Here is a 25,613-nt window from a genome sequence, read left to right on the forward strand (position 1 = left end):
TTATTTTTAATATTATCATATTGTTTTAATAAAGCTGTTTTAGCTCGTTGAACATCCTGATCTGTATATTTAATTGTTGGTATCTTATCTAGTTCTGTACGTACCACATTTTCCGTTGTCTTAATATCATTATCATTTGGAATATTGACTCCGAAATACATAAAACTGGCATCTCGCAATGTTTGCTGATATGAATAAATGGAAGCAATCTTATGAGTATCAACCAAAGATTTATAAAGATATCCTGACGGATCTGAAGTCAATATCTCGGACAATGCATCTAGTGCAGCATAGTCTTTATCAGCATATGGAACCGTATGATAAACTGCCCCAAAGACCTTACTATCACCTGCTCTTTTTAGCTCGACAAATCTTTCCCCATCCTGTGCTGGTTCTAATGTATAGGTTTTATCCAAAACTCTTGCGGGTTTTGGTATAGATCCGAAGTATTGTCCTATATATTGCAAAAGTTTAGGCTCATCAAATTTTCCTGCAACTACTAATGTGGCATTATCCGGCTGATAATATTTTTCATAAAACTTACGAAGCCTGTCTGCTTTTACTCTTTCAATATCTTCTTTACTTCCAATAGTACTGTTCCCATAGTTATGCCACAGATATGCGGTCGAAAGAATTCTCTCCTGCAAAACGCCTTCCGGGCTATTTTCACCAATTTCAAATTCATTTCTTACTACAGAGAACTCTTTATCCAGATCAGATTGCAAAATTGTAGCATTAATCATCCTATCTGCTTCCATCTCTAATGCCCATCGTAAATTTTCTTCATTAGAAGGAAATACTTCATAATAATTAGTCCTATCATACCAGGTAGTTCCATTAGCATCACCTCCTTTGTCAGAAAGCATTTTCTTGATATCTCCTAATTTTTTGGTGCTTTTAAAAAGCATATGCTCCAGAAGGTGGGCCATTCCTTTTTCGCCATAACCTTCATTCTTAGACCCTACATTGTATACTATATTAACAATAACATTACTCTGTGAAGCATCAGGAATTAAAAGAACTTTCATACCATTATTCATGGTGTATTGTTTCACTCCTTCAATATTTGTGGCAAATTTTGGTATTTGCTGTGCCTGTGCATAAGTGACAACTGCTCCGGAAATTGTTGTTGACAATAGCACTGTCTTAAGTATAATTCTATTCATATATTTATTCTATGTTTAACTCAATGTGTGAGAAATTTCAATTATTATCTAATAAATGCATTACTTTTGAGGCTTTTATTAGTAGTATTCAGTTTTTTAATTTCCAGTTACACATTTTACTTCTCCATGTCCTTGTGGACAAGATATTTCAGACAATACTGTTGCTGTTCCTGCATCAGGAGCAACAATTGTCATTGTTGGGCACCCTGCTTGAAGACAATGATAGGTAGTTCCTCCATTAATTTTTTTTAATTGTTTTTTTTCTAACTTTTTCATATTTGATATTTTAAATAATTAGTAACTGTCTAATATATAAAATATTACAACATATTTACGCGTTTTTAAAAAAAATTTAAACAATTATATACCTCAATAATTCCCTGTATCTTTGCATAAGAATGCAACACGAAAAAATCATATTAGGTATTGACCCCGGAACAGCTGTTATGGGATTTGGTATTATTTCGGTAAAGGGACAAAAGATGGAATTAATTTCTATACATGAATTAATTCTGAAAAAACTGGAAACTCATGAAATAAAACTAAAGAAGATATTTGACCGTACCTTAGCATTAATTGATGAATACCATCCTGATGAAGTTGCATTGGAGGCTCCTTTCTTCGGAAAGAATGTACAATCGATGCTGAAATTAGGCCGTGCTCAGGGCGTAGCTATGGCAGCCAGCCTTGCAAGAGACATTCCTATAACTGAATATTCTCCTAAAAAAATAAAGATGGCTATTACTGGGAATGGTAATGCTAGTAAAGAGCAGGTTGCCGGAATGCTGAAAAATCTGTTACAGCTAAAAGAATTCCCTACCAAATATCTGGATGCCTCGGATGGGCTTGCTGTTGCAGTGTGCCATCATTTTAATATGGGCAAAGATATTTCTGAAAAATCTTATTCGGGATGGGACAGCTTTATTAAGCAGAATCCTGGCAGGATTAAATAAATTATCAATTTTGCGCTAGCTTAGCATTTTCTTAATCAATCCTTATTGTATAAAATTGGTAAAATTAGAATGCTTATTATCCTTAAATATATAATTCGCAATCACAGAGATATTATCCACTTTATCTGATGGAGATAATTCTTTATTCTATTTTTCCACGCATAAAACCCGACTAACAAAATAACGATAAAGCACTGATTTTCAGTATATATCAATTGTAAAACTGCTTTACAAGTATTGCACAATTATTTTACTAGGTAAAACATACTACTATTTGTAACATTGGTATGGTTTTTCGTACCTATTAAATTCAAGAGTAAAATTTTATGAAAACATTACAACCCAATATTGCACCCGCTGAAACCAAAATGAATTGGTTTCAGCACTTTATGATGCTTTGCTCCGGGGCAAACATTCATGTTTTGAGAAAAACACCATCCGAGTGGAATAAATACTCCGGAATTGGTGGTGTAGTATTATTTACTGCCGTATTTGCAACGTTATCTTCCGGTTATGCCATGTATACTATTTTTGATGATATCTGGGCAGCCATAGGATTTGGATTACTCTGGGGCCTAATGATCTTTAATCTGGACAGATATATTGTTTCTTCTATTAAAAAGACGGGAACATGGTGGAATCAGATACTAATGACTATACCGCGCCTTATTCTTGCAGCCTTTTTAGGAATTATTATTGCCAAACCTCTGGAACTAAAAATTTTTGAGAAAGAGATTAATAAACAGCTTAATACTATTATCCAGAGAAATAAGGCGGAGCTGCAGGCAAAAATCAATAACCGGATTATGCAGCAAAGTGGCCCTTATGATAAGGAAAAGGCCGAAATTAATTCAAAACTTGCTGCTTATCAAAAATCATATGATTCCGCTTCTGTGGAGTTGGAAAAAGAAATTCTGGGAAAACAATCCGGCCTTACTTCCGGGAAGGTAGGTTACGGTACTAATGCCAAGCGTAAAGAAGAACTGAAAAAAAACAGGCTTGCAGATTTACAAAATTATCAGAAACAGGTAGCTCCTCGTTTGGAATATTTGGACAAAGAAACATCCAAAGTATACACGAATCTGGAGCAGGAGCTAAAAAATTCTGAAGGTGCCGAAAACCGTTTTAATGGTTTTGCCGCAAGACTTCAAGCTCTGGACGAGCTTGGCAAAGCAAGTGCAATTATAGCATTAGCATCAACCTTTATTATGGGACTATTTATATGCCTGGAAATATCTCCTGTACTGATTAAACTTATTTCCTCAGTAGGCCCTTATGACTGGTTGCTGGATAAAAATGAAAATGATGTAAAAGTCTATGCTAAAGAAAAAATAGAAAAAGCAAATATCTCAACTGAATACAGAGTTAACGAACTGAAAGAAAGCCTCTATCCCAAGAACACATCTACTTTATAAAAAACAACCGGACATTCAGCTGAATGTCCGGTTTTATATTAGTTACTTTCTGGCTGTGCCTAAAGCCAGCGAAAGATTCTTTTGAATAGTCTTGGTGGAGGTATAGGTTGCTCCACACAATGAACCGTTAAGTTTATAAGTTCCCTGTGGTAATACCAGAGTATTTTGCCCCTTTGCAGGGATTGCCATATTATAATACTTATCACCCTGAATTCTTAAGATCATATTACAATCCGAATTATTCGCCACAAGCAAAATTGCATTGGTGTCACTGATATCATTGTTAAACATCTGATTGAGTACGTTCACCGTTTTAGCATTATGACCAGATTTATCCTGAGCCATAAGTTTTGTAAATTCTTCCGCCTCTTGCTCTTCAAGAGTTTTAATAATAGGCTTAGGAATATCTGCTGCTTTTTTAGGATTAGCTGCGATTTGTAAAGACAATAATTTCTGCTTCAAGAAGGCAATATCCTTATGTTTAGGATATTTCTTAATGTAAGCCGAAAGCTCATTAATATCCTTGGTTTCCATGATATGCGCAAGTGTCAAATTATTAGACGCACAACTCCACAACAAAACCGAACCAAGAATTACAAATAAAATCTTCTTCATATCGGGGGCAAATGTAATTAAATTTTAAATCTTAAATACGTAATTGTTTTCCCTTTTGCAGAAAACAAGCCCTCATAATAGGTTTTAATTTCACGAAGATGTACGGCATCTGTTTCAAATTCAGGAGCTCCGTAAATATCATGATGTGAAACTTCTACATCATAACCTAGCGCATGAAGTATTCCCAGAGTATAACCATGTAAAAATTCAGAATCTGTTTTCAGGTGTATATATCCGTCCTTTTTCACAATCTTTTTATAACGATCCAAAAATTCAGGATGCGTCATTCTGTGTTTAGCCCGCTTGAATTTAATCTGAGGATCGGGGAAAGTAATCCAGATTTCATCAACCTCATCTTTTTCAAAAAACAGATCAATTAATTCTATCTGCGTACGGAGAAAAGCTACATTAGACAGATTTTTCTCTACTGCTTCTTTAGCGCCAAACCAAAAGCGTGCACCTTTGATATCTACTCCTATAAAGTTTTTATCCGGAAAAGCTTTTGCCATTCCTACACTATATTCTCCTTTTCCACAACCCAATTCTAAAACAATCGGATTATCATTTTTGAAGAAATCAGTTCTCCATTTACCTTTCATTTCATAGCCTGAAAGAGCTTCTTCACGTGTAGGTTGGAAAACATTTACAAGAGTTTTATTTTCTTCGAAACGTCTGATCTTATTTTTACCCAAAATTCAAAATTTAGGGTGCAAAAATAACAAATTTACAGTTATTTATCTCCAACTACGGCCTGTAAGTTAGAATTACGTAGTCTTTTAAGGTAAACAGGGAGGTATTTCTCAATAGACATCTCTATCATAGCATATTCCCCTCTCTTTACAAGAGACCCCAGATCATCGGATGTATAGACAAACTGTAGGAAATTATCTATAAGGTTCTTAGGGATTTTCAGTTTAATGAAATACTCGTCACCATAATAATTATGAAGATTGGTTACATTTTTCTGCATAGCCTCATAAGCATAAAGACGTTCCTGCTTTTTGCGTTCACCCGTTAGTATATCGAATACACTTTGGACATTAAATCCTAGTCCACCATTATTGAAGGATGCAATTGGTGAACGTGGAGAATTTCCGTCTCCTTTTGGTGAAGGCAGCCCAATTTTGTTTGCCAAAGCAAGCCTTTTATCCTCACGGGTAGAAAGAACATCTACCTTGAAGTTCCCTGTAGGCTTAAAACGTTTTAATACAACTTCTTTAATCTCGTGATAAGCTATAGAAAGCTCTACCAGCATTCTCTTATTTTGAAAGTATTGCGGCGTAAGCGTTATATCTTTTCTCTCCGTAACAATAGATGTAAACCTTATAACATCTCCTGCCTTTGCAGGAATATCAAATTCACCCTGATAATCCGCCAGAACTGTTTTCTGTGTATTAAGGTTCGTCACATAGATCTGATTAAGGTACAATGCAGAATTGTCTCTTAAGTATATAGTCCCATTAAAAGTCTGCCCCTGAAAAATGAGAATAAATAAGAACAATAAACCAGTAAAATATTTCTTCATATAGGTCGCAAAATTAAACATAAAAAAAGCGAGTTTGCTTTTTTTAGATTTTCAAACGGGGTTAAAGTTTTATTAAACTTTATATGCCTTCTGTTAAAAGTAGTGAAGAATATAAAATTATCTTAATCCATTTTGGAATATTTGCGCATCAGATTTTCATAAAAATTCTGTGGCAGTATCCATTTTAATGGAACTCCTATCTTCTGACCGAACTTTCCAAAATAGTAATGTGCTTTCCAATTTTTCTTGTCTAATAAATCTACTACATAATCTGCTACTTCCGAAGGTTCTGTTCCGTGATCTACATGAGCATTCATTAATGTATAGATCTTTTTGAATACCGTTGTATAAGCTTCTGATACCTTTGTTTTAATACGGCTTTCAGCAATATTGGTTTTTATATCCCCTAAATGCAGTGAAGTAGCCTGAACGTTCCAGTTTTTAATTTCGTAACGTAATGCCTCTGTAGCTTTGTCCAGAGCAGATTTGGAAGCTGAATAGAATCCTCTGAAGGGTAATCCCATTTCACTACCAATACTGGAAACATTAATTATTTTTCCAAAACGTTTTTCCCGCATATAGGGCATCACAGCAGAAATCATTTGTATTGGTCCTACCAGATTAAGATCGAACAGCTTATGAATATCTTCTTTGGTAGTATCTTCAACCGAACCTACCATACCCATTCCTGCATTATTAATCAGTACATCAACTCTTCCTTCTTTCTCAATAACAGAAGAAACGGCCTGATTAATTTGCTCTTTATCTGTAACATCAACAGAAAGCCCTTTAAAATGGGCACTATCTGCAATTTGTCTGCTAAACCCATAAACAACATGCCCTTTTTTTGCCAGTGTTTCTGCCAGCGTAAAGCCTATTCCTTTAGAGGCTCCGGTAATAATAATAACCATTTATTTTCTTTTTACCACTTTATAAAAATCCTTCCAAAACTCCGGGTAGGACTTTTCTACTACATTTGGATCTTCGATTTCCAGCGTACGACATAAAGCATATGGAGCAAAGGCCATTGCCATTCTGTGGTCATTATAAGTGGAAATAGTAATGGTCTCTGCCGGAGTAATATTCTCCAGAGATTTTATAGTCTCGTTTGTAATCGCGGTGTTAAGACCTATCTTTTTCAGCTCATTCTGCATAGCAGTAAGCCTGTCTGTTTCTTTAACCTTTAGCGTTTCCAATCCTGTAATATAAAAAGGTACATCTAGTGCTGCCGCTGTTACGCAAACTGTCTGGGCAATATCCGGGCAATTATTCATATCCAGCTGCATTTCTTTCGGAAACTGAAAGCCTTCTATAGGCCGAAGAGACAATTCGTTTTCTGAAACCTCAACAGTCTGTATTCCGAAAAAGTTCTTGTAAATTTCGGCTGAACGGGAATCCGCCTGCAAAGATTTTATATTTAGGCTCTTCAAATTAATCTTTTTTCTACCTATTGCGGCCAAAGAATAGAAATAAGATGCAGAAGACCAATCGCTTTCTACAACATAACGAATTGGCTCCAATGCTCCGGATAGAGGCTTTATCCTGATAATGTTCTCTTCAATAGACGCATTAATTCCGGCTTTCTTCAGGATTTCAATTGTCATTAACAAATAAGGCAGTGATGTAATCTTACATTCAAGGCTTACATTCAATCCGTTCTCCAGGCTGGCTCCTACCAATAAAAGAGATGTTATAAACTGGCTGCTGATGTTTGCCGGAATACTTACCTGATTTTTCTCAATCTTTTTCCCTTTAATTTTCAATGGCGGATAACCGTCCTCTCCAAGGTATTCGATCTCTGCATCCAGTTGCTTCAGTGCTTCTACCAATGGCTTTATAGGACGTTGTTTCATTCTTTCGGATCCTGTTAATATAACTTCTTTACCTGCCTTTGTTGCAAAGTAAGAAGTAAGGAAACGCATAGATGTCCCTGCATGATGAATATCTACTATATCGCTTTCATCATTCAGCGCTTTTATCAGAAGTGAAGAATCCTGAGAATCTGAAACATTTTCTAAGGTTATATTTCCAAATATCTTCTCTAAAATCAATAATCTATTCGTTATACTTTTTGATCCTCCGATTTTCACTGTTTCTCCGTCCAGCATTTCACAAAACGGAACAGTTGATTGTAGTTTCAGGTTATTCTGGTGTCTTTCTTTATCTCTCTCCATATTAGATTTCATTTTTTTATTAAAAGCTTCCTGTAGGTCTGTTCCCGTCTGATTCGCCAGACACAACGTAACAAAAAGAACATCTGCAAGTTCCTCTCCGAGGTCTTTACTCTTGTCTGACTCTTTTTCAGATTGTTCACCGTATCTTCTGGCTATAATTCTGGCAACTTCCCCCACTTCTTCTGTCAGCATTGCCATATTAGTCAGCTCATTGAAGTAACGTACTCCTACTGTTCTGATCCATTCATCAACCTGATACTGAAGGCTTTTAATTTCTTCCATAATTTTAATTACAATAATGCTATTATATAGAACCCGGAATTATGGTTCTATAGCTCGTGGTTATTATTTTTTAACAAATATACGATAGAAGAATAACTTCATCAGCAATTAAAAGACTTAATCTGACAGAACTTATATATATTTATGCTCTATATACTCGTCCTATTCAGCTAAATGTTCAATTGTTTTTTTTGATCATAACAGATCAGGAATAATGTAATATAAAGAGGCTTACAAAATTTTTATGCATTAAAGTTTTCACACAAAAAGCTTATAATCAGATCATGCAGAACGTTAATCTTTCTAAAACCCTTGTGTAGCGTGTAAATATATCACCACTAGTTATATTTATTTTATATTTGTTAACATTAAAGCACCACATGGAAATATTTTTATTGTTAATAATTCTTGTTTTTGTAATTATTTCACTTAACAAATCAGCTGCTAACTCCAAGGCAACTCAGGAGGCAATTGGCAAGCTTAAAGATGAAATTAATTCATTAAACCTTAAAATTAACACAAACACACAATCTTTAAAAGCTGAAGAACCTCAACCTAAAATCATACCTGTTGGTACAGAAGAACCTCAACCTGCTATAAAGGAAGAAATAAAAGCTGAAGAAGAAAAGCAAATTGTTGAGAAAATCCCTGTTGTAGAAGAACCTCCTGTACAGGTAGCGATGGACGCTTCAGTATCCCAAGAACTTCAGCCCGAGGCAATACCATTACCAGAAAATGTAGGGATTCCGGCAACAGAAAAAGTTGTTTTACCACCTAAAAAGAGTTGGTTGCAAACATTCAAAGAAAAAAATCCGGATATTGAAAAATTCATCGGAGAGAATCTTATTAATAAAATAGGTATTCTTATTCTGGTACTTGGAATTAGCTTCTTTGTAAAGTATGCTATTGACAAAAACTGGATTAATGAACCTGCGCGTGTTGGTATTGGTATTTTGTGTGGAGCTCTCATTATGGGAGTCGCACACCGGTTAAAGAAAAACTACAAAGCATTTAGTTCTGTCTTTGTTGCCGGAGCCATTAGTATCTTCTACTTTACCATTGGTATTGCATTTCACGATTATCATTTATTTAATCAGGCAACAGCATTTATCATCATGGTAATTATCACCATATTTAGTGCATTTGTTTCTGTGTCTTATGACCGTAAGGAATTAGCTGTTTTATCACTTATTGGAGGTTTTGCAGTACCATTTATGGTCAGTACCGGAGAAGGGAGCTATAAAGTACTCTTTACTTACATTGCCATTCTTAATATTGGAATGCTGATTATTGCCTATTTCAAAAAATGGAGCCTGGTCACCTTACTGGCATTCATTTTCTCTTGTGTTCTTTTCTCATTCTGGTTTGGCGAAAAGGTAATCGATGGAGAACTTCCTTATCGTGGAGCTTTATTTTATGCAACTATTTTCTATCTTATCTTCAGTATTGCTACTGTTGTTAATAATCTGCGGAATAAAGGAACATTCTCCAAACTGGAATATTTCATCATCGTTGCAAATACGTTCTTCTATTTCGGAATAGGGATTAGTATTATTGACAAATGGGGAGTGGACTTCAAAGGTCTGTTTACGATTGCATTGGCATTATACAATCTTGCTTATGCTATATTATTATACAGGAAATTCGGACTGGATAAGAATGCAATATATCTTTTACTTGGCCTAACGCTTACTTTTGTAACTCTTGCTATTCCAATCCAGTTTAATGGCAATTATATCACATTATTCTGGTCTGCCGAGGCTGTACTTTTATTCTGGTTATTCCAAAAATCAAGAATTGCAGCTTTCAAATTGGGAGCTATAGTTGTTCAGATTCTAATGCTTTTCAGTCTTTTTATGGACTGGGAATTCTATTATACAAGAAGCAATGAGGCATTGAAACTTGTTTTCAACCCTATATTCATAACCGGCTTCGTTTCTCTGGTATCTCTTATACTTACTTATCTTTTGTTGAGAAAGGAAAATGAACCTGTTGATATTTTTACAATTAAATTCAACCCTTCATTATACAGATCCGGAATAAGTATTTCCACCGTTATTGTAGGGTATTTCATAGGCCTATTCGAAATTTCTTATCAGGCAAATACGGGCATTGCCAATTATTATTCTGCCCAATCTTACTCTGTTTTATATCATTTCTTATTTAGTACCGGAGTTATATACTTTACATTAAAGCGCAAAAACATAGCCGTAAATAACCTTGCAATTATTTTATCCTGCATCAACATCCTCTTGTACATTGTAGTTTTCCATCAGCTGGTAACAGATGAAATAGTGGAAAATTATAATGCCGGATTAGCGGACAAGTCTGCCTTTTTCATTCACTATATACTATTAGCATGTCTGGTATATTTTGGGTATACCATTATAAAGTTGAGAAACGACAATAGTTTTTCCATGCTTCTCAATCATAAATTTGCTTTATGGATTTTTGCTTTCTGTATTGTTTTCATTATGAGTAATGAGATAATGGTTCATGGATTAATTTTTTCCGGAGATATTATCTCTCAGGCAGAACTTGCAAAAACATACCCTGTTACAAAGGAACACTTATATAAATATGAGAGAATGGTTTTTATTGACGATAAACTAAGATTTGTAAAACTTCAGATCATCAAAATAGGATATCCTATCCTTTGGGGTGTACTATCATTCGTCTTCCTGATTATCGGAATAAAGAAACAAAACAAGCAACTGCGTATTATTGCACTTGCTTTACTAGGGATTACTATTATTAAGCTGTTCTTATACGACATCAAAAATGTATCAGAGACAGGAAAGATTATAGCCTTTATTTTACTAGGCGTTCTTATCCTTATAATATCATTTGTTTACCAAAAAATTAAAAAACTAGTTATTGATGAATCCAGCAAACCAAATGATACAGAAAATAATTAAGCTGCTGCCAATACTAATTGGTTCGTCTGTCCTTCTTGCACAAAACTATCAGGGCAAAATCAGTGATATAAAGGAAAACGGACTTCATCAGATCGTGCTTTCTCCGGATGTTATTGCTGCAACCCGTAATAATACTGATTTCATAAGGATTTTCGATTCCAAGCACAATGAGGCTCCCTATATCGTGGCAAGCGGAAATTTCAAAAAGTCTGCTTTCAGACAATTTCCGATAAGCTCCAGAAATACAATTCCCAATGTTGTAACTTCTGTTATTATCTCTAATGAAAATAAAGTTAATCTGGATAATCTTACCCTGAAGATAGCCAATACGGAAATAGATAAGAAATACAGTATCAGTGGAAGCAACGACCAAAAGGAATGGTTTGGTCTTGTTGGCAATCAGGTTATATCTGATCTTAACGAATCCGGAAAGACGTCAGTCGAAAAAAATTTATCGTTCCCTTTAAACAATTATAAATTTTTAAAATTCGATTTTCTCGACAAAAATTCTTTACCCATTAATGTACTAGAAGCCGGATTAGAATATGATAATATTGTATCTGATGCTAAAACCATACTTCAAAACTTTGAGCAGAAAATAACCACGGACAAGAATAGTAAACAGAGCATTATCACAATTACTTTCCCCACTGAACAGGTAATTAATGGTATTAGCTTTGACATTCTTTCACCTTCTTTTTATCAGCGCGATGCCCGGATACTAATTAATAAGTCCAGAGTTTACAAAAGAGAAACCGAAAATTACAGAGAAGAGTTTATTGCTTTTCAAATCAGATCTAAAAATAATAACCAGTTTGGGTTTCCGGATTTATTTACAAAAGAACTGATCATAGAAATAGACAACCAGGATAATTCTCCATTAGATATAAAGAAAATAAACCTCTTCCAGTCTCAAAAGAAAATCTTGGCAGATCTGAAAGTAGGAGAAACTTATACACTGGATATTAATCCCGAATTATCTGCTCCACAATATGATTTAGTAAACTCCGGAATTAATCTTAGTCAAAATTATCCTGATGCAACGATTACAGATCTGAAAAACACTGATCATTCCGTGCATCCAGAATCAGGAAAAGCATTTTGGCAGACATCCTTCTTTGTATGGGGCTGTATAATTATTGCCATTATAATTATCGGATTTTTCGCATTGGGACTAATTAAAGACATGAACAAAAAAGCAGAATAATTGCTCTTTTTAAAATATTTTTTACCCTTCCAGATAAACAACTAAACAACAGTAAACTAGCATAGACATTCATTTTATGGTATATTAATTTTTAAGATTATGCTTCGGGAAAGTTAAAACCGTCTAAATCATTTTTTTAATTAATAAAAATATTTTGCCATTTAAAAAAATATTTATAATTTTGCGGTCTAATTATTAAGACAATGAAAAAAGATATCCATCCATCCAATTACAGATTAGTTGCTTTTAAAGACATGAGCAACGATGAAGTTTTCATTACAAGATCTACTGCTGAAACCAAAGATTCTTTGGTAGTTGATGGTGTAGAGTATCCATTGGTAAAAATGGAAATCTCTAGTACTTCTCACCCATTCTACACAGGTAAAGTTAAATTAGTTGACACTGCTGGTAGAGTTGATAAGTTCATGAATAAATACAAGAAATTCGCTAAGAACTAAGATATACAGTTTTATACTGAATAAAAACACCGAAGAATTGGATTCTTTGGTGTTTTTTATTTAATTGCACACCGGAAAATATTACAACGTGAGAAACAACAACGGCGCTATTATCACTCTTGGATTTGCTCTTTTTGCCATGTTTTTTGGCGCAGGAAATCTTATTTTACCTCCCTTTATCGGATTAAAGTCCGGAACAGAATGGTTTTACACCATCCTAGGATTTATCACCACAGGAATTATTGCCCCACTGATCAGTCTGATCGCCGTAGTGCAAATCGGGCATAACTTTACAGATATCGGGAAGCGGGTTAATAAGAAAATGATAACCATACTTGCATTTATCATCATCTGGCTAATCGGTCCCTTAATCGGGATTCCTCGTACCGGAGCTACAACTTTCGAAATAGGACTACAACCTGTATTTCCAAGACTTTCACCTATTATTAGTGCTGTAATATTTTTTGCTGTAACAGGTTTCCTTGCAATCTCTCCAAGTAAAATTGTCGATATTATCGGGAAATATCTTACACCGGTGCTTATTCTCTTATTGTTGATCCTTATAGCTGTTGGTATTGTTTATTCACCAGGAGCTCCTGCAACATCTACTCTTAGTCACGGAGAAAGCTTTGCATTAGGCTTTCATGAAGGTTACCAAACGATGGATGTTCTATCTGCTGTTATTTTTGCCGGCATTATTATTACCACTATTACCGAAAAAGGATTTACACAGGTTAGTCAGAGAGTCAAGATGACTATTATGGCCGGTCTTATAGCTGCCTTTTGCCTATTGGTGATCTATGGAGGACTTGTATATCTTGGAGCTACTTCCGATTATCCTGTGACCGATGATTTATCCCGAACCAAATTGCTTTTACATATCTCTAATTCTGTATTAGGACAATACGGAACTTATATCATTTCTGTAGCCATAGCGCTTGCATGTTTAACAACCGCAATTGCACTGACTTCAGCTTTTGCAAGCTTTATGGAAAAGATTACAAACGGAAAATCCGGCTATAAAGTCAATGTTATTTTCTGTTGTGTACTTGCTGCTATACTTTCGGTAAAAGGAGTAGATGAAATAATTAACTATGCTGGAATATTATTAGGCTTTGTATACCCAGTTGTTTTTGCTTTGGTCATGTACTTAGTCTTCTTCGGAAAAATTGTTAAGTCCAAAGCCCCTTATGTAGCTGCTGTTATTATAAGCACATTGGTATCCTCTCTTACTGTATTCCAGTATTATGGTATTGCAGAAAATTTTATAACATCTTTAAAAGACAGTCTTCCACTCGTACAACACAACATGGAATGGGTATTACCCTCTTTTTTAGCATTTATTATTACTGCTCTTTTTTCTAAAAATAATACTTTTGCAACCCAAGAGTAATTTTGGAAATTTTTGTTTTACTTAAATTTGTAATATTAATATCCTCACTAAAAAATGAAACAACTTGTTTTCTCTGATGCCCAATATTGGGAAGAGTTTTTACCTCTGACCTTCACCCGCCCCATTGCGGATATGCGTGTAGGTATATTAACATTTAAGGAACGATGGGAAAAACTTTTGGGTTTTGATAAAAGTTTTTTTGTCACCGAAAAGTATCTTCAGGCAAAATATCCTGAGCCTGAAAAAAAGGAATCTTTATTGATCGTCCCGAATTTTCTTCCAACAGAAAGCGTACTACAGCAAATAAAGGATTTACAAAAAGGAGAAGCTTTGGTATATGAGAATGAACTAATCGCTTCATATATCAATCTGGAAAATTTTAATATTGGTCAGATTGAAAAATGTATAGATATTACAGAAGAGCTGATTGTCTTCAAAAAGCCATGGGATCTTTTTACATACAACGACAAAGCCATCAGATTCGATTTTAATCTGGTAACTAAAGGCCGGACTTCTCAGAAAGTTTCCGAAACCAATAATATCCGTGGAAAAGTTGAAGATATCTTTATAGAAGAAGGTGCAGATGTTGAGTTTGCTTATCTAAACACAAATGGCGGTCCCATTTATATTGGTAAAGAGGCTGAAGTTATGGAAGGCGTTATGCTAAGAGGTCCAATTGCAATTTGTGATCATGCTGTCATGAAAATGGGTGCAAAGGTTTTCGGAGCAACAACATTTGGCCCATATTCCAAAATATGCGGAGAAGTAAGTAATGTTGTAATCTTTGGCTTTACTAGCAAAGGGCACGATGGCTATTTAGGAAATTCTGTACTTGGTGAATGGTGTAATCTTGGTGCTGATACCAATACTTCAAACCTGAAAAATAATTATTCTGCTGTAAAAATGTGGTCTTACCGTGAGAAAAGGTTTGTGGAAACAGGCTTACAGTTCTGTGGAACAGTTATGGGAGACCATTCTAAAACAGCAATAAATACACAGCTAAATACCGGAACTGTAGTCGGTGTGGCTGCCAACATCTTTAAAACCGGATTTCCGCCGAATCTTGTACATTCATTTACTTGGGGAGGAGCAAATGATGACCCGAAATTCCGCTTGGATAAAGCCTATGAGACTGCAGAAATTATGATGGCCAGAAGAAAAATAGAATTGACTGAAGAAGACAAAGCCATACTGAAACATGTATATCATGAATTTTAAACTATAAAATATTAGAATCATCATTACTGATGATTCTTTTTTTATCTGAAAATCAAATATTTAAATATTATCATAATATTTTTTAATTTTAGATGTAACAGATTACTCCTTCCGATTGTCTTACTTATAAAAGCAATACTATGGACCAACAAACTTTTAAAACAACGGTTTTTATCCACAAGGATAGACTATACCGTTTTGCTAAAAGTTTTCTGGTCAGCGCAGATGAAGCCTACGATGTTGTACAGGAGATTATGATAAAGCTTTGGCAAATGAAAGACGATCTGCATCGTTATGAGAATATTGAAGCTTTTGCTTTACGATGCCTGCGCAATGAATGTCTGAACAGACTGAAACACGCAAAGGTAGTAGAAGACTACCAACTTAAGAGTGTGAGGCAGGATTATTCAGTTAACCATAGTGACAATACACGGGAAATTATCGTTAATATGATTAACCAGCTTCCCGAGAAACAGAAAATGGTGATGCATCTGAAAGATATTGAAGAATACAGCATTGCCGAAATATGTGAAGCCCTGGAAATGGAATCAAATGCAGTAAGAATAAACCTGATGAGGGCCCGACAAAAAATAAAAACACAACTCGAAAAAATTTTCGAATATGAAAACCGACAGATCCAAACAATATAAAGACCAGTACTTCGCAGGAAATTCTTCCGAGGCTGAAGAAAAATGGCTGAAAGATTTTTCGGATGATGTTTTCTTTAAAACACTTCGGGAAGAAAAAGAGGTGACAATGGATTGGAGCTTTGAAGACTTTATGGAAAAAGTTGAAAAGCAGCCGATACCTGCAAAGAAAATTCAGCTAACAACAAAACAAGGACTTAGTAAATGGTACTGGATGGCAGCAGGTTTCATTATTCTCCTAAGTTTTGGTGGTTATCTGTTTTTTAATCAGAAACCAATAACAGCTGTTACAACAACTTCTATTGCTAGAACTGAACCTGTAAAAAATAATACATTAGCTACTCAGGAAAAACAAATAACATCGCCTGAAACAAATATTCAGCCCTCAGTTATCACTCCTGAGACTGAAAAAAAACAAATAACAGAAAAAGAAAATATTAAGGTTTTGGCTCAGAAAAAACCTTTAGCAAAAACAGAGAAAGAGATTATTGAACCTACTCCTGTTAAAAGTGTTCCGGAAACCGGTACAGAAGCTGGCTATAATCCTAACTATGTCCTTATCAACGGAAAGCCCGTATACGATGAAGAAGAAGCTGCAGATCTCACAAAGAAATCGCTTAATCTTCTGGCCAGCAATCTGGATAAGGGAATTGAAAAAGTTGGACTCATAAAACATCTTTCTGTTAATTTTTAAATCAAACCATCATGAAAAAAATATTTCTAACATTATTTATAATTGCTGCCGGCATTGGTGTAAATGCCCAGATCAGCAAGCTCGAAAAACTTTTCGATCAATATCAGGACACCAAAGGAGTGACCTCTATTAAAATAGCAAAGCCCATGTTTAACCTGCTTAACAAACTGGATATTCAGGATGCAGGCATAGACCAGATCAGACCGTTGATAAAGGATGTAAATTCTATTAAAATTCTAATCTTTGAAAAGAATAAAAAAGATAGTATTGCTCCTACTGTCAATATGTCGAAAATAAGAGATGAAATTAACTCTTCTATTAAAAACCTGAAATATGAGGAGCTAATGACTGTAAACAGTGACGGAAAGAAAATTAAATTCTTAACCCAAGACACAACAACTAGTGTGGTAAAAGACTTATTGCTGAGCATCACCGGAGACGATGAGAATCTTTTCCTTCTTCTGGACGGTAAAGTAAATGTAGACGATATTTCTAAGCTGGTCAACAGTGACGAAAATGGTGATAAAGGGCCAAAGGGTAATAAAGGTAAAAAATAATATAATGAAAGCTTTTTCCAAAATATTCGCTTTATTCATTCTGCTTGCTTTTTTACAATCGTGTATTGTTTCCTCCAACCCGAATATGGAGTTTCTGGATCGTGAAAGTCTGGGAAAAGGAGCACAGGTCACGGCTGTTAATCCACCAATGTTTTTGGTCAAACCCTTTATAAAAAAGGCACTTCGTGAAGACGGAGAAAGTGAAGAAGTAATTGCATTGATCAAGAAGGTAAAGAAAGTCCGTGTTATGACTGTTATCGCTCCAAATGCGAACTATCAGGAAAAACTTAACCGTTTCTTTACAGAAAATAAATACGAAGAGTGGATGACTCTGAATTCAGAAGGACAAAAAGTAAATATCCGAGCCATTACCAATGGCGATCAGATTAACAAATTACTAATTGCAGTGGATGGGGATAAAAACGGAGAAAAAGTTTTTGTAGATGTAAGAGGTAATTTTACTCCTGAAGATATTTCTAATATTGTCAATATGGCCAGTAAAAGCAAATCAATAAATTAAAAACATTATATTTTCATATCTCTAAATTAGGGCTCTTGTTGTATAACAAGGGCCTTTTTATTTTTCAGGCTCGTAGTCCAGCGGAAGCATTTTTGCCACTTTATCCATAGCCCAGGATTTCTGAAATAACATCTGATCCGGATCTGAGTAATTACCATCGGATGTTATATGATAACGGATACCACGCGTTTCAATATAAGAGTTTATCGTACTATAAGAGTCTGTTCTTACAACCTCCCGTTTAGAAATATCGAAAAGATATTTCTTATAACTCACCATTAGTATATCAGGAAATTCAAAGTACACTTTCCCATCTGCTTCACTTCTGTACGCAGATGCCTGAAGATCTTTTTCTACCAAAGCGAGAGCTTTTTGACCTTCCATATGCTTAACCCGATCCAGAATAAATCCTTCTTTATTAACTCTGTTATTAAACACTGATTTAAAAAAATGCTGCACACTACCATAATAGGCATTCAGCCTGTTCATCGTATAAATTCTGTTTTTAGATTCAGATGCTTTTACTGGTTTATAAAATGATGTTCCTGTATATTGGGAGATACTATTTCTATAATCAACATAGAAAGACATGAGCTTGTATTCTATTGTATAACCTAATTTTCTATTTACAATTATTAAAGGTTTCTTGGCCTGTGCCCTCAGAATTCGCTCAGTTTTATCATATGCAAATTTCACTTCTTTCGGGTTCTCAATACTTACGCCTTCTCTGCTTATTCCCAAAAAATTATCTAAAAAAGTACTGATATATTTTTCATAATCTTTACTTGAATACCCAATTAACTTTACCTCTTCTATAAGTCGTTCTTTTTCCAATACAACTTTAAGAGTTTTATTCATAGCCTGCTGTAAAGAATAAACAAAATCCTGATAGCCTTCTTTCTGAAAAACAATATTTCCTTGTTTTATATTTGGAACACTAATATAAAATATTCCCCTGGTATCCGTTACCGAAGAAACCTGGCTGCCATCAATATATATTTTCACATTAGACAAAGGCTGCTCTTCCTTGGTGACAACACTTCCTTTTATAACTTGTGAAAAACACAAAACCGACAAAAACAGAAATAGAATAAAGCTGATTTTTATTTTCATACCCCTAAAATATTAGGTATAAATATAGTAATTTTTTTTAGCCTTCTTTATTGCTGATATAATTTTGTAAATTAGAAGACTTATTATAACAATGTCTAAAGTAACTATTCGTGATATCGCCAAAGCGTTGAGTGTCTCTGTATCTACAGTGTCTAAAGCTCTGTCTGATAGTTATGAGATTAGTGCGGCTACCAAGAAAAAAATAATTGAATACGCTGAAAAGCACAATTATCACCCAAACAGGCTTGCAAAAAACCTAAAATTTGGTAAAACGAATACCATAGGAGTTATTGTTTGTGATATATCCAATACATTTATATCTCAGGTTCTGGACGGGATACAAAGTAATTTTATGGATAAAGGTTTCGATACCCTTATCATGCAGAGTCATCATGATGAAGCTACAGAAAGACAATGTATAGAATCTCTCATTAACAAAGGAGTAGATGGTATTCTGATGTCTCCACTGACGGAAACATCTAATTTTGATCTCTTAAAGAAGCTTCAGCCTAACTATCCAATTGTTCTTTTCGACAGAATACAAAGCTCACTGAATACACATAAGGTGGGTGCTAACAACGTTGGTGGAAGTTTTAAGGCAACACAGCATCTTTTGCGAATCGGGAAAAAAAATATTCTGATTATACTTGCGGATAAATTAGGTGTCAGTGATTTGCGCTTAGAGGGCTATAAAAATGCTCTAAAACAATATAACATTCCATATCTAGAGGAAAATGTATTGTTTGTGGATCTGAAAAACATCAACCAGCACGATGAGAAGATTAAAGAGTTTATCTCTGAAAAACTAAAATCTGAAAACCCTCCGGATGCGGTTATTTGTGGCTCCGAAACTATTTCTACCAGAAGTCTCGGAATTTTTATGGAAGCAGGTATTAAAGTTCCAAAAGATATAGCTGTTTTAGGTTTTGCAAATACAACTTTTGCGTTCTCACTAAACCCTCCTTTGTCTACAATCGTACAGCCAGCATATGAGATTGGTAAGATTGCAACCGAGAAAATGATAGAATTACTGAATAAACCAACTAAGGATTACAAAACTATTGAACTGGAAACCCAGTTAGTCATTAGAAAATCATGTGGTTATTTTCCGGAAAATTTTAATTCTTAAAATAAGATTTAGCATTGTGATAGCATATATCACTAATTATACTTCCGACCCATTTCAGATCATTTGGCAATAAACCTTTTCTAATATCTTCTGCAAAAAGATTACATAGCAACCTTCTGAAATATTCATGTCTCGGGAAGGAAAGAAAACTTCTGGAGTCTGTAAGCATTCCAATAAATGTACTGATTAGCCCCAGATTGGAAAGTGTATTAATTTGCTGTTCCATTCCGTCCAGCTGATCCAGAAACCACCATGCAGACCCAAACTGTATTTTTCCTTTTATACCTTCTCCCTGAAAGTTACCTGTCATGGACCCAAACACCGCATTATCCGCCGGATTGAGATTATATAATATGGTCTTGGTTAGTTTTTGTTGATTCTCTAAATTGTTTAAAAATGCGGATAATGCTTGTGCTTGTGGGTAATCCCCAATAGAGTCATAACCTGTATCTGTCCCTATTTCTTTTAACTTTATGGTATTGTTATTTCTTAATGCTCCTAAATGAAATTGCTGTGCCCATCCTTTTTCATGATACATTTTGCATAGCTCAGTCAAAATATAATGAGTATAGCCTTCTTCTACGTCCTTTGCCTCTTCATCATCTCCCAGTAAAACAGTAAAAAAGACATGATTAATTTCTTTTAAACTATGTTTTCCCGGCTGTGGAATATGCAACAGACCATGGTCTGATGCTACACATCCCATTTCATCGAAGAAATTCACCCGTCTCTGCAAAGCTTCCAAAAGAGTATCTAAATCTGAAATCTCTACTTTACTCACTTCTGAAAGCTTCCTTACATAATCCCGGAAACTATCACCTTTGCTTATGGCAAAAATTTTATCCGGGCGGAAACTAGGCTTTATGTCTATTTCTTTATTTTGTTGTCGGATACTCTGATGAAAACTAAGATCATCTGTCGGATCATCTGTTGTACCCAACATTTCAATATTATAATTATTCAACAGACTTTGTGGTCTGAAGTTTTCCTGTTGCAATTTTTCGGTTGTCTCTTTATATATTCTGCCAGCCGAATCGGCATTCAGATATTCGTTTACACCAAACGGATTTTTAAGTTCCATATGCGTCCAGTGAAACAACGGATTACGCAACGTATTAGGTACTACTTCGGCCCATTTGCGAAATTTATCTTCATCGGAAGCATTACCGGTGATAAAATCTTCGTTTATACCATAGGCTCTCATAGCACGCCATTTATAATGGTCTCCTTTCAGCCATACTTTTGTAATATTTTCAAAGTTCTTATTCTCTGCAATCTGTTGCGGTGACAAATGATTATGATAGTCTATAATCGGTAAATCCTTTGCATAATCATTATATATTACTACTGCAATATCTGATTGTAACAGAAAATTATCATTTAAAAAATACGACATACTATTTACCTAATATTCCTAATTCTAGTCCTCTCAACTCTGCTAATCCTCTTAATCTGCCAATCGCAGAGTATCCGGGGTTAGTTGTTTTTTGTAAATCATCCAGCATCTGATGTCCATGATCTGGTCTGAAAGGAATTGCAGTTTCTCTTTTTTGATTTTCTTCTGCAATAACCTTCATTACTTCATACATGTTTACATCACCATCTAAATGATTCGCTTCATAAAAATTTCCGTGTGCATCCTTCTGCACATTTCTAAGGTGTATAAAAAACACTCTGTCTTTTAGTTCACTGAACATTTGTGAAAGCTGTTCTGCTTTTCCGGCTCCTAAAGAACCTGTACAAAAACAAATTCCGTTAAACTTTTTATCGACTCCCCTGATGATATATTTAAAGTCTTCTAAATTACCGGCTATGCGAGGAAGCCCCAAAATAGGATATGGCGGATCATCCGGATGAATAGTCATCGAAATTCCATATTCCTCGCATATGTCAGCAATTGATTGAAGAAAGTAAAGTAAATTTTGTCTTAACCCTTCAGCCCCAATTGTACTGTAAAGCTCAATACTCTTGTTCAGTTCCTCAATTTCAATATTCTTTTCTCCGGGAATTCCCATCAGAATATTAGTTTGCAACTGATTCAATTGCCCTTTAGTATAATTCTCAAAGCGTTCTTTTGCTTCTTTTCTTACAGAATCTGTATAATCAGCTTCTGCATTTTTACGTTTCAGCATAAACAGATCAAAAACGGCTAAATCTATCCAGTTAAAATACAAAGCTTTTGATCCGTCTTTTAACTCTAAATCCAGCTGAGTACGTGTCCAGTCTAATACCGGCATAAAATTGTAACAAACAGTTTTTATTCCGTTTTCTGCCAGATTTTTTAAGGTCTGTCTATAGTTTTCAATATAATGCGCTGCATCTTCAGATCTTGTTTTGATAGCCTCATGCACTGGTACACTTTCAACTACTGACCATCTGAATCCTGCCTCTTCAATAATTCCCTTTCTTTTAGCAATTTCATCCGACGGCCAAATTTCTCCATGAGGAATATAATGTAGTGCCGTTACAATTCCTGTTGCTCCTGCCTGTTTTATGTCTTGTAAGCTTACCGGATCTTCTGGTCCGTACCAACGCCATGTCTGTTCTAATTTTTTCATACTACCCCTGGCATTAAACCCCACACCACGAATTGAAACCTCCGTCTACAAAAATGGTCTCTCCATTTACAAACTGAGATGCATCACTTAGTAAATAGACTAATGTGCCTGCCAGTTCATCAGGATTTCCTAATCTTGAATAGGGTGTTCCGTTAATAAATTTCTGAGCTCTTTCTGTATAAGTCCCATCACTATTTGTAAGTAATGTACGGTTTTGTTCTGTTAAAAATACGCCGGGTGCAATAGCATTACATCTTACACTATCTCCGTATCTTAGAGGGAGCTCTGTTGCCATCCATTTAGTAAGGCCTTCTATACCATGTTTAGCAATCGTATAGCCTAATACCCGTGTCAGAGGTCTGCTTGCGGCCAGCGAAGAAATATTCACAATAGAACCTTTCCCATTTTTAGCAATTTCTTTCCCGAAAATGAAGGTCGGAATAATGCTACCATATAAGTTGAGTTCAATCGCTTTAATTGTATCGCTAATTTTCGCATCAAACAAATCTTCATTTGGGGGAATGGTCGCTCCCGGAATATTACCACCGGCAGCGTTGACCAAACCATCTATCTTCCCCCATCCATTTATGATGATGTTATTAGTTTCTATTAACTGTTCTTCATTTAGTACATCCGTCTGAAAAAATTTAGCCTCACCGCCTGCATTAATTACTTCTTGTACTCTTTCCCTTCCTCGTTCTTCACTCCGTCCTAATATTGCAACTTTAGCATTTGCTTCACCCAAGGCTTTAACAAATGATTGTCCCAGGATACCTGTTGCTCCTGTTACGACAATTACTTTTCCTTTAAGTGAAAACTTTTCTAAAATGCTCATATTTCGTTTTTGAATCTGAAGCCAAATTAACAAGATTTAACATCACAGTATTAAATAATCATTAAAATCTACTAAAACGTTTTCGTATAAATTAATAATCTTTAAATATTCAATATATTAAATTAAGTTAACTTAGTGATAGTAAAATATGAAAGGAAAAATTATCTGCTTCGGAGAAGCATTAGTACGATATCAACCTGCAGAAGATTCATTCTTTAATGAATCTAATAAGGTTATGGCTTTTCCTGGCGGATCTGAAGCCAATGTTGCTGTAAAGTTGGGACAGACCGAACTTCCGGTTTCTTATATTTCGGCAGCACCCGACAATCAAATTACCAGGGAATTTCTGAAAATATTAAAAAACAATAACGTTGAAACTGACAGTTTTTTGTACAGAGGTGACAGGATTGGCTCTTATATATTGCTTTCAGCAAATGGACTAAGTAAAGGCGAAGTTATATATGATCGTAGGTATTCTTCGTTCAGTGAGATAAAAACAGGTGAAATCGACTGGTATAAAATTTTTGAAGACTGTAGCTGGTTTCATTGGACAGCGATTACTCCTGCTTTAAACGAGGAGCTTGCAGAAGTAATGAAGGAAGCATTGGAAATTGCTTACTCAAAAGGGATTACTATATCCGTAGATTTAAACTATAGGAATAAATTATGGCAATACGGAAAAAGTCCTCTGGAAATAATGCCCGAATTGGTAAAATATTGTCATATTATCATGGGGAATATCTGGGCCTCTCATAATATGTTAGGAACCTCTATAGATAGTAACCTGAACAGAAATACAAGTCCTGAAGAATATTCCGAATTTGCTAAAAAGAACAGTATAGATCTATTTTCTGAATATAAAGATGCCAGAATTGTGGCAAATACCTTCCGCTTTATGGATAATTCAAACCATAACCTTCTCTTTGGAACCCTGCATTCAAGAAATAAGAGTGTAATGAGCCCGATATATGAAACCAATGACATTATAGACCGTATTGGCAGTGGAGATGCATTTATGGCTGGCGCAATAGCCTCTTTATATCAGGATCTCGATTTACAGAGTACAATAGACAATGCTGTACAGGAAGGTTATAACAAATTATTTGTAACAGGAGATTTTAGTAATACTAAATAAGTAAAATGGAAAAGACACTCAACTATATTGAAAAGCATCCGGTAATTCCGGTTTTTTATCACGACAATCCAGAAGTTTGTAAAAAGGCATTAAAAGCTTCATATGACGGAGGAGTAAGAGTATTCGAATTTGTAAACAGAGGTGCAAATGCAATCTCCAATTTCGAAATATTACAGCAATATAAAGATCAGTACTTTCCTGATCTAAAATTGGGTATTGGAACAATTAAAAGCAAAGAACAGGCTGAAACATTTTTAAATCTTAATACAGATTTTCTGGTAAGCCCCGTTTTTGATGCGGACATTGCACCAATAGCTAATCAACATGATAAATTATGGATTCCGGGATGTATGACCCCTTCAGAAATCAATGAGGCAGAAAAGGCCAATTGTAAGCTTATTAAACTATTTCCGGGGGATTTACTCGGAACAAAGTTTTTAAAGGCTATAAAGCCTCTATTTCCAGGCTTAAAATTCATGCCAACCGGAGGAGTAAAACTAAATAAGGAAAATATACACAGCTGGTTTGAAGCCGGAGTTACTTCCGTTGGACTTGGTTCCAGTTTATTCCCTGCAAATTTTGACACTGCAGAAGTAACCAATCAATTAAAGAAAGTATTCAGTTATATTGAAGAAGTGAGAAAGTAATAAGTAAGCTTCAAGTCTGCCTTATAACTTATGTAACCATTATAATTCTTATCCTTTCCTTTTTCTTAATCATCATCTTCTAGGTGGAAGAGAATGTAATGTGTTCAGTGAAAAGTGTTAAGTATAAAAAATGAAAAAGCCTCTGCATTACTATGCAAAGGCTTTTCAAAAATAAAAACTGGCGGCGACCTACTCTCCCGCGTTAGCAGTACCATCGGCGCTGGTGGGCTTAACTTCTGTGTTCGGAATGGGAACAGGTGAGCCCCACCGCTATAACCACCCTAAAGTTTGTTATATATTTTAGAATTTAGTCAGATAGTCCTTAGTCATTAGTTATTTCTAACTCCTAATCTCTATCCTCTAACTTCTTTTTCGGTAGTTTCAACATCACAAAGGCATAACCTTTAGCGCACTCCTTAAGTATTTTTGCAAAGCTTACTTATTGCTTTTAGCT

General features: G+C 35.1%; 25 protein-coding genes and 1 rRNA gene. 14 read left to right on the forward strand and 12 right to left on the reverse strand.

Translation table 11 applies throughout. The features are described 5' to 3' along the window. Positions 1-1,166: pitrilysin family protein (locus tag C8J95_RS18280; RefSeq protein ID WP_146165485.1), on the reverse strand; the 1,166-nt coding region annotated here is incomplete at its 3' end. 96 nt (positions 1,167-1,262) lie between these two features. Beyond that, a complete protein-coding gene (locus C8J95_RS18285; RefSeq protein WP_107810158.1) occupies positions 1,263-1,442 on the reverse strand; it encodes a hypothetical protein in 180 nt (59 codons plus the stop codon). A 122-nt stretch (positions 1,443-1,564) separates the two neighbouring features. Between C8J95_RS18285 and ruvC the strand changes: the two genes are divergently transcribed. After that, positions 1,565-2,119 (forward strand): crossover junction endodeoxyribonuclease RuvC, encoded by a 555-nt coding sequence (ruvC, locus tag C8J95_RS18290; protein WP_059156668.1) that lies wholly within the window; start codon positions 1,565-1,567, stop codon positions 2,117-2,119. A gap of 326 nt (positions 2,120-2,445) precedes the next feature. Next, entirely contained in the window at positions 2,446-3,534 is a 1,089-nt protein-coding gene (locus tag C8J95_RS18295; protein WP_107810159.1) for a DUF4407 domain-containing protein, read from the forward strand. Between the two features lie 42 nt (positions 3,535-3,576). Here the strand turns inward: C8J95_RS18295 and C8J95_RS18300 are convergent, their stop codons facing one another. The 5 genes from C8J95_RS18300 to C8J95_RS18320 form a co-directional block, all read right to left on the reverse strand. Then, positions 3,577-4,149, reverse strand: a complete 573-nt coding sequence (locus tag C8J95_RS18300) for a DUF6759 domain-containing protein (RefSeq protein ID WP_107810160.1) — start codon at positions 4,147-4,149, stop codon at positions 3,577-3,579. A gap of 17 nt (positions 4,150-4,166) precedes the next feature. Then, positions 4,167-4,841, reverse strand: a complete 675-nt coding sequence (gene trmB / locus C8J95_RS18305) for a tRNA (guanosine(46)-N7)-methyltransferase TrmB (RefSeq protein ID WP_107810161.1) — start codon at positions 4,839-4,841, stop codon at positions 4,167-4,169. A gap of 38 nt (positions 4,842-4,879) precedes the next feature. After that, a complete protein-coding gene (locus tag C8J95_RS18310) occupies positions 4,880-5,695 on the reverse strand; it encodes a hypothetical protein (protein ID WP_107810162.1) in 816 nt (271 codons plus the stop codon). A gap of 101 nt (positions 5,696-5,796) precedes the next feature. Further along, positions 5,797-6,585: an SDR family oxidoreductase gene (locus C8J95_RS18315; protein WP_107810163.1), complete on the reverse strand. Its 789-nt coding sequence runs from the start codon at positions 6,583-6,585 to the stop codon at positions 5,797-5,799. After that, positions 6,586-8,130: a MazG nucleotide pyrophosphohydrolase domain-containing protein gene (locus C8J95_RS18320; RefSeq protein ID WP_107810164.1), complete on the reverse strand. Its 1,545-nt coding sequence runs from the start codon at positions 8,128-8,130 to the stop codon at positions 6,586-6,588. It abuts the gene before it with no gap. A 380-nt stretch (positions 8,131-8,510) separates the two neighbouring features. On the opposite strand from C8J95_RS18320, the gene C8J95_RS18325 reads away from it, so the two are divergent. From C8J95_RS18325 to C8J95_RS18365, 9 genes are all read left to right on the forward strand, one after another. Beyond that, positions 8,511-11,048 (forward strand): DUF2339 domain-containing protein, encoded by a 2,538-nt coding sequence (locus C8J95_RS18325; RefSeq protein WP_107810165.1) that lies wholly within the window; start codon positions 8,511-8,513, stop codon positions 11,046-11,048. Further along, the gene (locus tag C8J95_RS18330; protein WP_255412888.1) at positions 11,029-12,255 is read left to right on the forward strand and encodes a hypothetical protein; all 1,227 of its coding nucleotides are present in this window, start codon (positions 11,029-11,031) and stop codon (positions 12,253-12,255) included. Before C8J95_RS18325 ends, C8J95_RS18330 begins: the two co-directional genes overlap by 20 nt. A gap of 203 nt (positions 12,256-12,458) precedes the next feature. Continuing rightward, positions 12,459-12,713 (forward strand): type B 50S ribosomal protein L31, encoded by a 255-nt coding sequence (locus tag C8J95_RS18335; protein WP_034868092.1) that lies wholly within the window; start codon positions 12,459-12,461, stop codon positions 12,711-12,713. A gap of 88 nt (positions 12,714-12,801) precedes the next feature. After that, positions 12,802-14,106, forward strand: coding sequence for a branched-chain amino acid transport system II carrier protein (gene brnQ, locus C8J95_RS18340; RefSeq protein WP_107810167.1), 1,305 nt, complete (start codon positions 12,802-12,804; stop codon positions 14,104-14,106). A 54-nt stretch (positions 14,107-14,160) separates the two neighbouring features. After that, complete coding sequence (locus tag C8J95_RS18345; protein WP_107810168.1) at positions 14,161-15,324, forward strand: GlmU family protein; 1,164 nt, start codon at positions 14,161-14,163, stop codon at positions 15,322-15,324. Between the two features lie 140 nt (positions 15,325-15,464). Continuing rightward, positions 15,465-15,974 carry an RNA polymerase sigma factor gene (locus C8J95_RS18350; RefSeq protein WP_107810169.1) on the forward strand — a complete coding sequence of 170 codons (510 nt, stop codon included), beginning with the start codon at positions 15,465-15,467 and terminating at the stop codon, positions 15,972-15,974. Next, a complete protein-coding gene (locus C8J95_RS18355; RefSeq protein ID WP_107810170.1) occupies positions 15,946-16,665 on the forward strand; it encodes a hypothetical protein in 720 nt (239 codons plus the stop codon). The genes C8J95_RS18350 and C8J95_RS18355 overlap by 29 nt, the downstream gene beginning before the upstream one ends. An 11-nt stretch (positions 16,666-16,676) precedes the next feature. Further along, a complete protein-coding gene (locus tag C8J95_RS18360) occupies positions 16,677-17,222 on the forward strand; it encodes a DUF4252 domain-containing protein (protein WP_107810171.1) in 546 nt (181 codons plus the stop codon). A 4-nt stretch (positions 17,223-17,226) separates the two neighbouring features. After that, positions 17,227-17,742, forward strand: a complete 516-nt coding sequence (locus C8J95_RS18365; protein WP_107810177.1) for a DUF4252 domain-containing protein — start codon at positions 17,227-17,229, stop codon at positions 17,740-17,742. A gap of 57 nt (positions 17,743-17,799) precedes the next feature. Here C8J95_RS18365 and C8J95_RS18370 read toward each other — a convergent pair whose 3' ends face one another. Beyond that, positions 17,800-18,855, reverse strand: a complete 1,056-nt coding sequence (locus tag C8J95_RS18370) for a carboxypeptidase-like regulatory domain-containing protein (RefSeq protein WP_107810172.1) — start codon at positions 18,853-18,855, stop codon at positions 17,800-17,802. Positions 18,856-18,946: 91 nt separating this feature from the next. Between C8J95_RS18370 and C8J95_RS18375 the strand changes: the two genes are divergently transcribed. Next, positions 18,947-19,984 (forward strand): LacI family DNA-binding transcriptional regulator, encoded by a 1,038-nt coding sequence (locus C8J95_RS18375; RefSeq protein ID WP_034868099.1) that lies wholly within the window; start codon positions 18,947-18,949, stop codon positions 19,982-19,984. Here the strand turns inward: C8J95_RS18375 and uxaC are convergent. Genes uxaC through C8J95_RS18390 form a run of 3 tightly spaced genes read right to left on the reverse strand, consistent with a single transcriptional unit; the run spans position 19,974 to position 23,377 of the window. Next, entirely contained in the window at positions 19,974-21,380 is a 1,407-nt protein-coding gene (uxaC, locus tag C8J95_RS18380) for a glucuronate isomerase (RefSeq protein WP_107810173.1), read from the reverse strand. The genes C8J95_RS18375 and uxaC overlap by 11 nt on opposite strands. Before the next feature lies 1 nt (position 21,381). Beyond that, entirely contained in the window at positions 21,382-22,542 is a 1,161-nt protein-coding gene (uxuA, locus tag C8J95_RS18385; RefSeq protein ID WP_107810178.1) for a mannonate dehydratase, read from the reverse strand. A 13-nt stretch (positions 22,543-22,555) separates the two neighbouring features. After that, positions 22,556-23,377 carry an SDR family oxidoreductase gene (locus C8J95_RS18390; RefSeq protein WP_107810174.1) on the reverse strand — a complete coding sequence of 274 codons (822 nt, stop codon included), beginning with the start codon at positions 23,375-23,377 and terminating at the stop codon, positions 22,556-22,558. Between the two features lie 148 nt (positions 23,378-23,525). Between C8J95_RS18390 and C8J95_RS18395 the strand changes: the two genes are divergently transcribed. Both C8J95_RS18395 and C8J95_RS18400 read left to right on the forward strand, forming a co-directional pair. Next, positions 23,526-24,512, forward strand: coding sequence for a sugar kinase (locus tag C8J95_RS18395; RefSeq protein ID WP_107810175.1), 987 nt, complete (start codon positions 23,526-23,528; stop codon positions 24,510-24,512). 5 nt (positions 24,513-24,517) lie between these two features. Next, on the forward strand, positions 24,518-25,159 hold the full coding sequence (locus C8J95_RS18400) for a bifunctional 4-hydroxy-2-oxoglutarate aldolase/2-dehydro-3-deoxy-phosphogluconate aldolase (protein ID WP_107810176.1): 642 nt from the start codon (positions 24,518-24,520) through the stop codon (positions 25,157-25,159). 176 nt (positions 25,160-25,335) lie between these two features. Here C8J95_RS18400 and rrf read toward each other — a convergent pair. Further along, positions 25,336-25,443: ribosomal RNA gene (rrf, locus tag C8J95_RS18405) — 5S ribosomal RNA — on the reverse strand. Positions 25,444-25,613 lie beyond the last annotated feature (170 nt).

The organism is Elizabethkingia sp. YR214 (assembly GCF_003058195.1).
Taxonomy (GTDB): Bacteria; Bacteroidota; Bacteroidia; order Flavobacteriales; family Weeksellaceae; genus Elizabethkingia.

Bases quoted from the DNA above. Each gene is read 5' to 3' on its own strand.
- C8J95_RS18370 (WP_107810172.1), bottom strand. From the start codon at position 18,855: ATGAAAATAAAAATCAGCTTTATTCTATTTCTGTTTTTGTCGGTTTTG.
- C8J95_RS18295 (WP_107810159.1), top strand. From the start codon at position 2,446: ATGAAAACATTACAACCCAATATTGCACCCGCTGAAACCAAAATGAAT.
- C8J95_RS18335 (WP_034868092.1), top strand. From the start codon at position 12,459: ATGAAAAAAGATATCCATCCATCCAATTACAGATTAGTTGCTTTTAAA.
- uxuA (WP_107810178.1), bottom strand. From the start codon at position 22,542: ATGAAAAAATTAGAACAGACATGGCGTTGGTACGGACCAGAAGATCCG.
- C8J95_RS18315 (WP_107810163.1), bottom strand. From the start codon at position 6,585: ATGGTTATTATTATTACCGGAGCCTCTAAAGGAATAGGCTTTACGCTG.
- C8J95_RS18345 (WP_107810168.1), top strand. From the start codon at position 14,161: ATGAAACAACTTGTTTTCTCTGATGCCCAATATTGGGAAGAGTTTTTA.
- C8J95_RS18310 (WP_107810162.1), bottom strand. From the start codon at position 5,695: ATGTTTAATTTTGCGACCTATATGAAGAAATATTTTACTGGTTTATTG.
- ruvC (WP_059156668.1), top strand. From the start codon at position 1,565: ATGCAACACGAAAAAATCATATTAGGTATTGACCCCGGAACAGCTGTT.
- C8J95_RS18285 (WP_107810158.1), bottom strand. From the start codon at position 1,442: ATGAAAAAGTTAGAAAAAAAACAATTAAAAAAAATTAATGGAGGAACT.
- C8J95_RS18325 (WP_107810165.1), top strand. From the start codon at position 8,511: ATGGAAATATTTTTATTGTTAATAATTCTTGTTTTTGTAATTATTTCA.
- C8J95_RS18375 (WP_034868099.1), top strand. From the start codon at position 18,947: ATGTCTAAAGTAACTATTCGTGATATCGCCAAAGCGTTGAGTGTCTCT.
- uxaC (WP_107810173.1), bottom strand. From the start codon at position 21,380: ATGTCGTATTTTTTAAATGATAATTTTCTGTTACAATCAGATATTGCA.
- C8J95_RS18300 (WP_107810160.1), bottom strand. From the start codon at position 4,149: ATGAAGAAGATTTTATTTGTAATTCTTGGTTCGGTTTTGTTGTGGAGT.
- C8J95_RS18355 (WP_107810170.1), top strand. From the start codon at position 15,946: ATGAAAACCGACAGATCCAAACAATATAAAGACCAGTACTTCGCAGGA.
- C8J95_RS18400 (WP_107810176.1), top strand. From the start codon at position 24,518: ATGGAAAAGACACTCAACTATATTGAAAAGCATCCGGTAATTCCGGTT.
- C8J95_RS18365 (WP_107810177.1), top strand. From the start codon at position 17,227: ATGAAAGCTTTTTCCAAAATATTCGCTTTATTCATTCTGCTTGCTTTT.
- C8J95_RS18360 (WP_107810171.1), top strand. From the start codon at position 16,677: ATGAAAAAAATATTTCTAACATTATTTATAATTGCTGCCGGCATTGGT.
- C8J95_RS18395 (WP_107810175.1), top strand. From the start codon at position 23,526: ATGAAAGGAAAAATTATCTGCTTCGGAGAAGCATTAGTACGATATCAA.
- C8J95_RS18350 (WP_107810169.1), top strand. From the start codon at position 15,465: ATGGACCAACAAACTTTTAAAACAACGGTTTTTATCCACAAGGATAGA.
- C8J95_RS18320 (WP_107810164.1), bottom strand. From the start codon at position 8,130: ATGGAAGAAATTAAAAGCCTTCAGTATCAGGTTGATGAATGGATCAGA.
- C8J95_RS18390 (WP_107810174.1), bottom strand. From the start codon at position 23,377: ATGAGCATTTTAGAAAAGTTTTCACTTAAAGGAAAAGTAATTGTCGTA.
- C8J95_RS18330 (WP_255412888.1), top strand. From the start codon at position 11,029: ATGATACAGAAAATAATTAAGCTGCTGCCAATACTAATTGGTTCGTCT.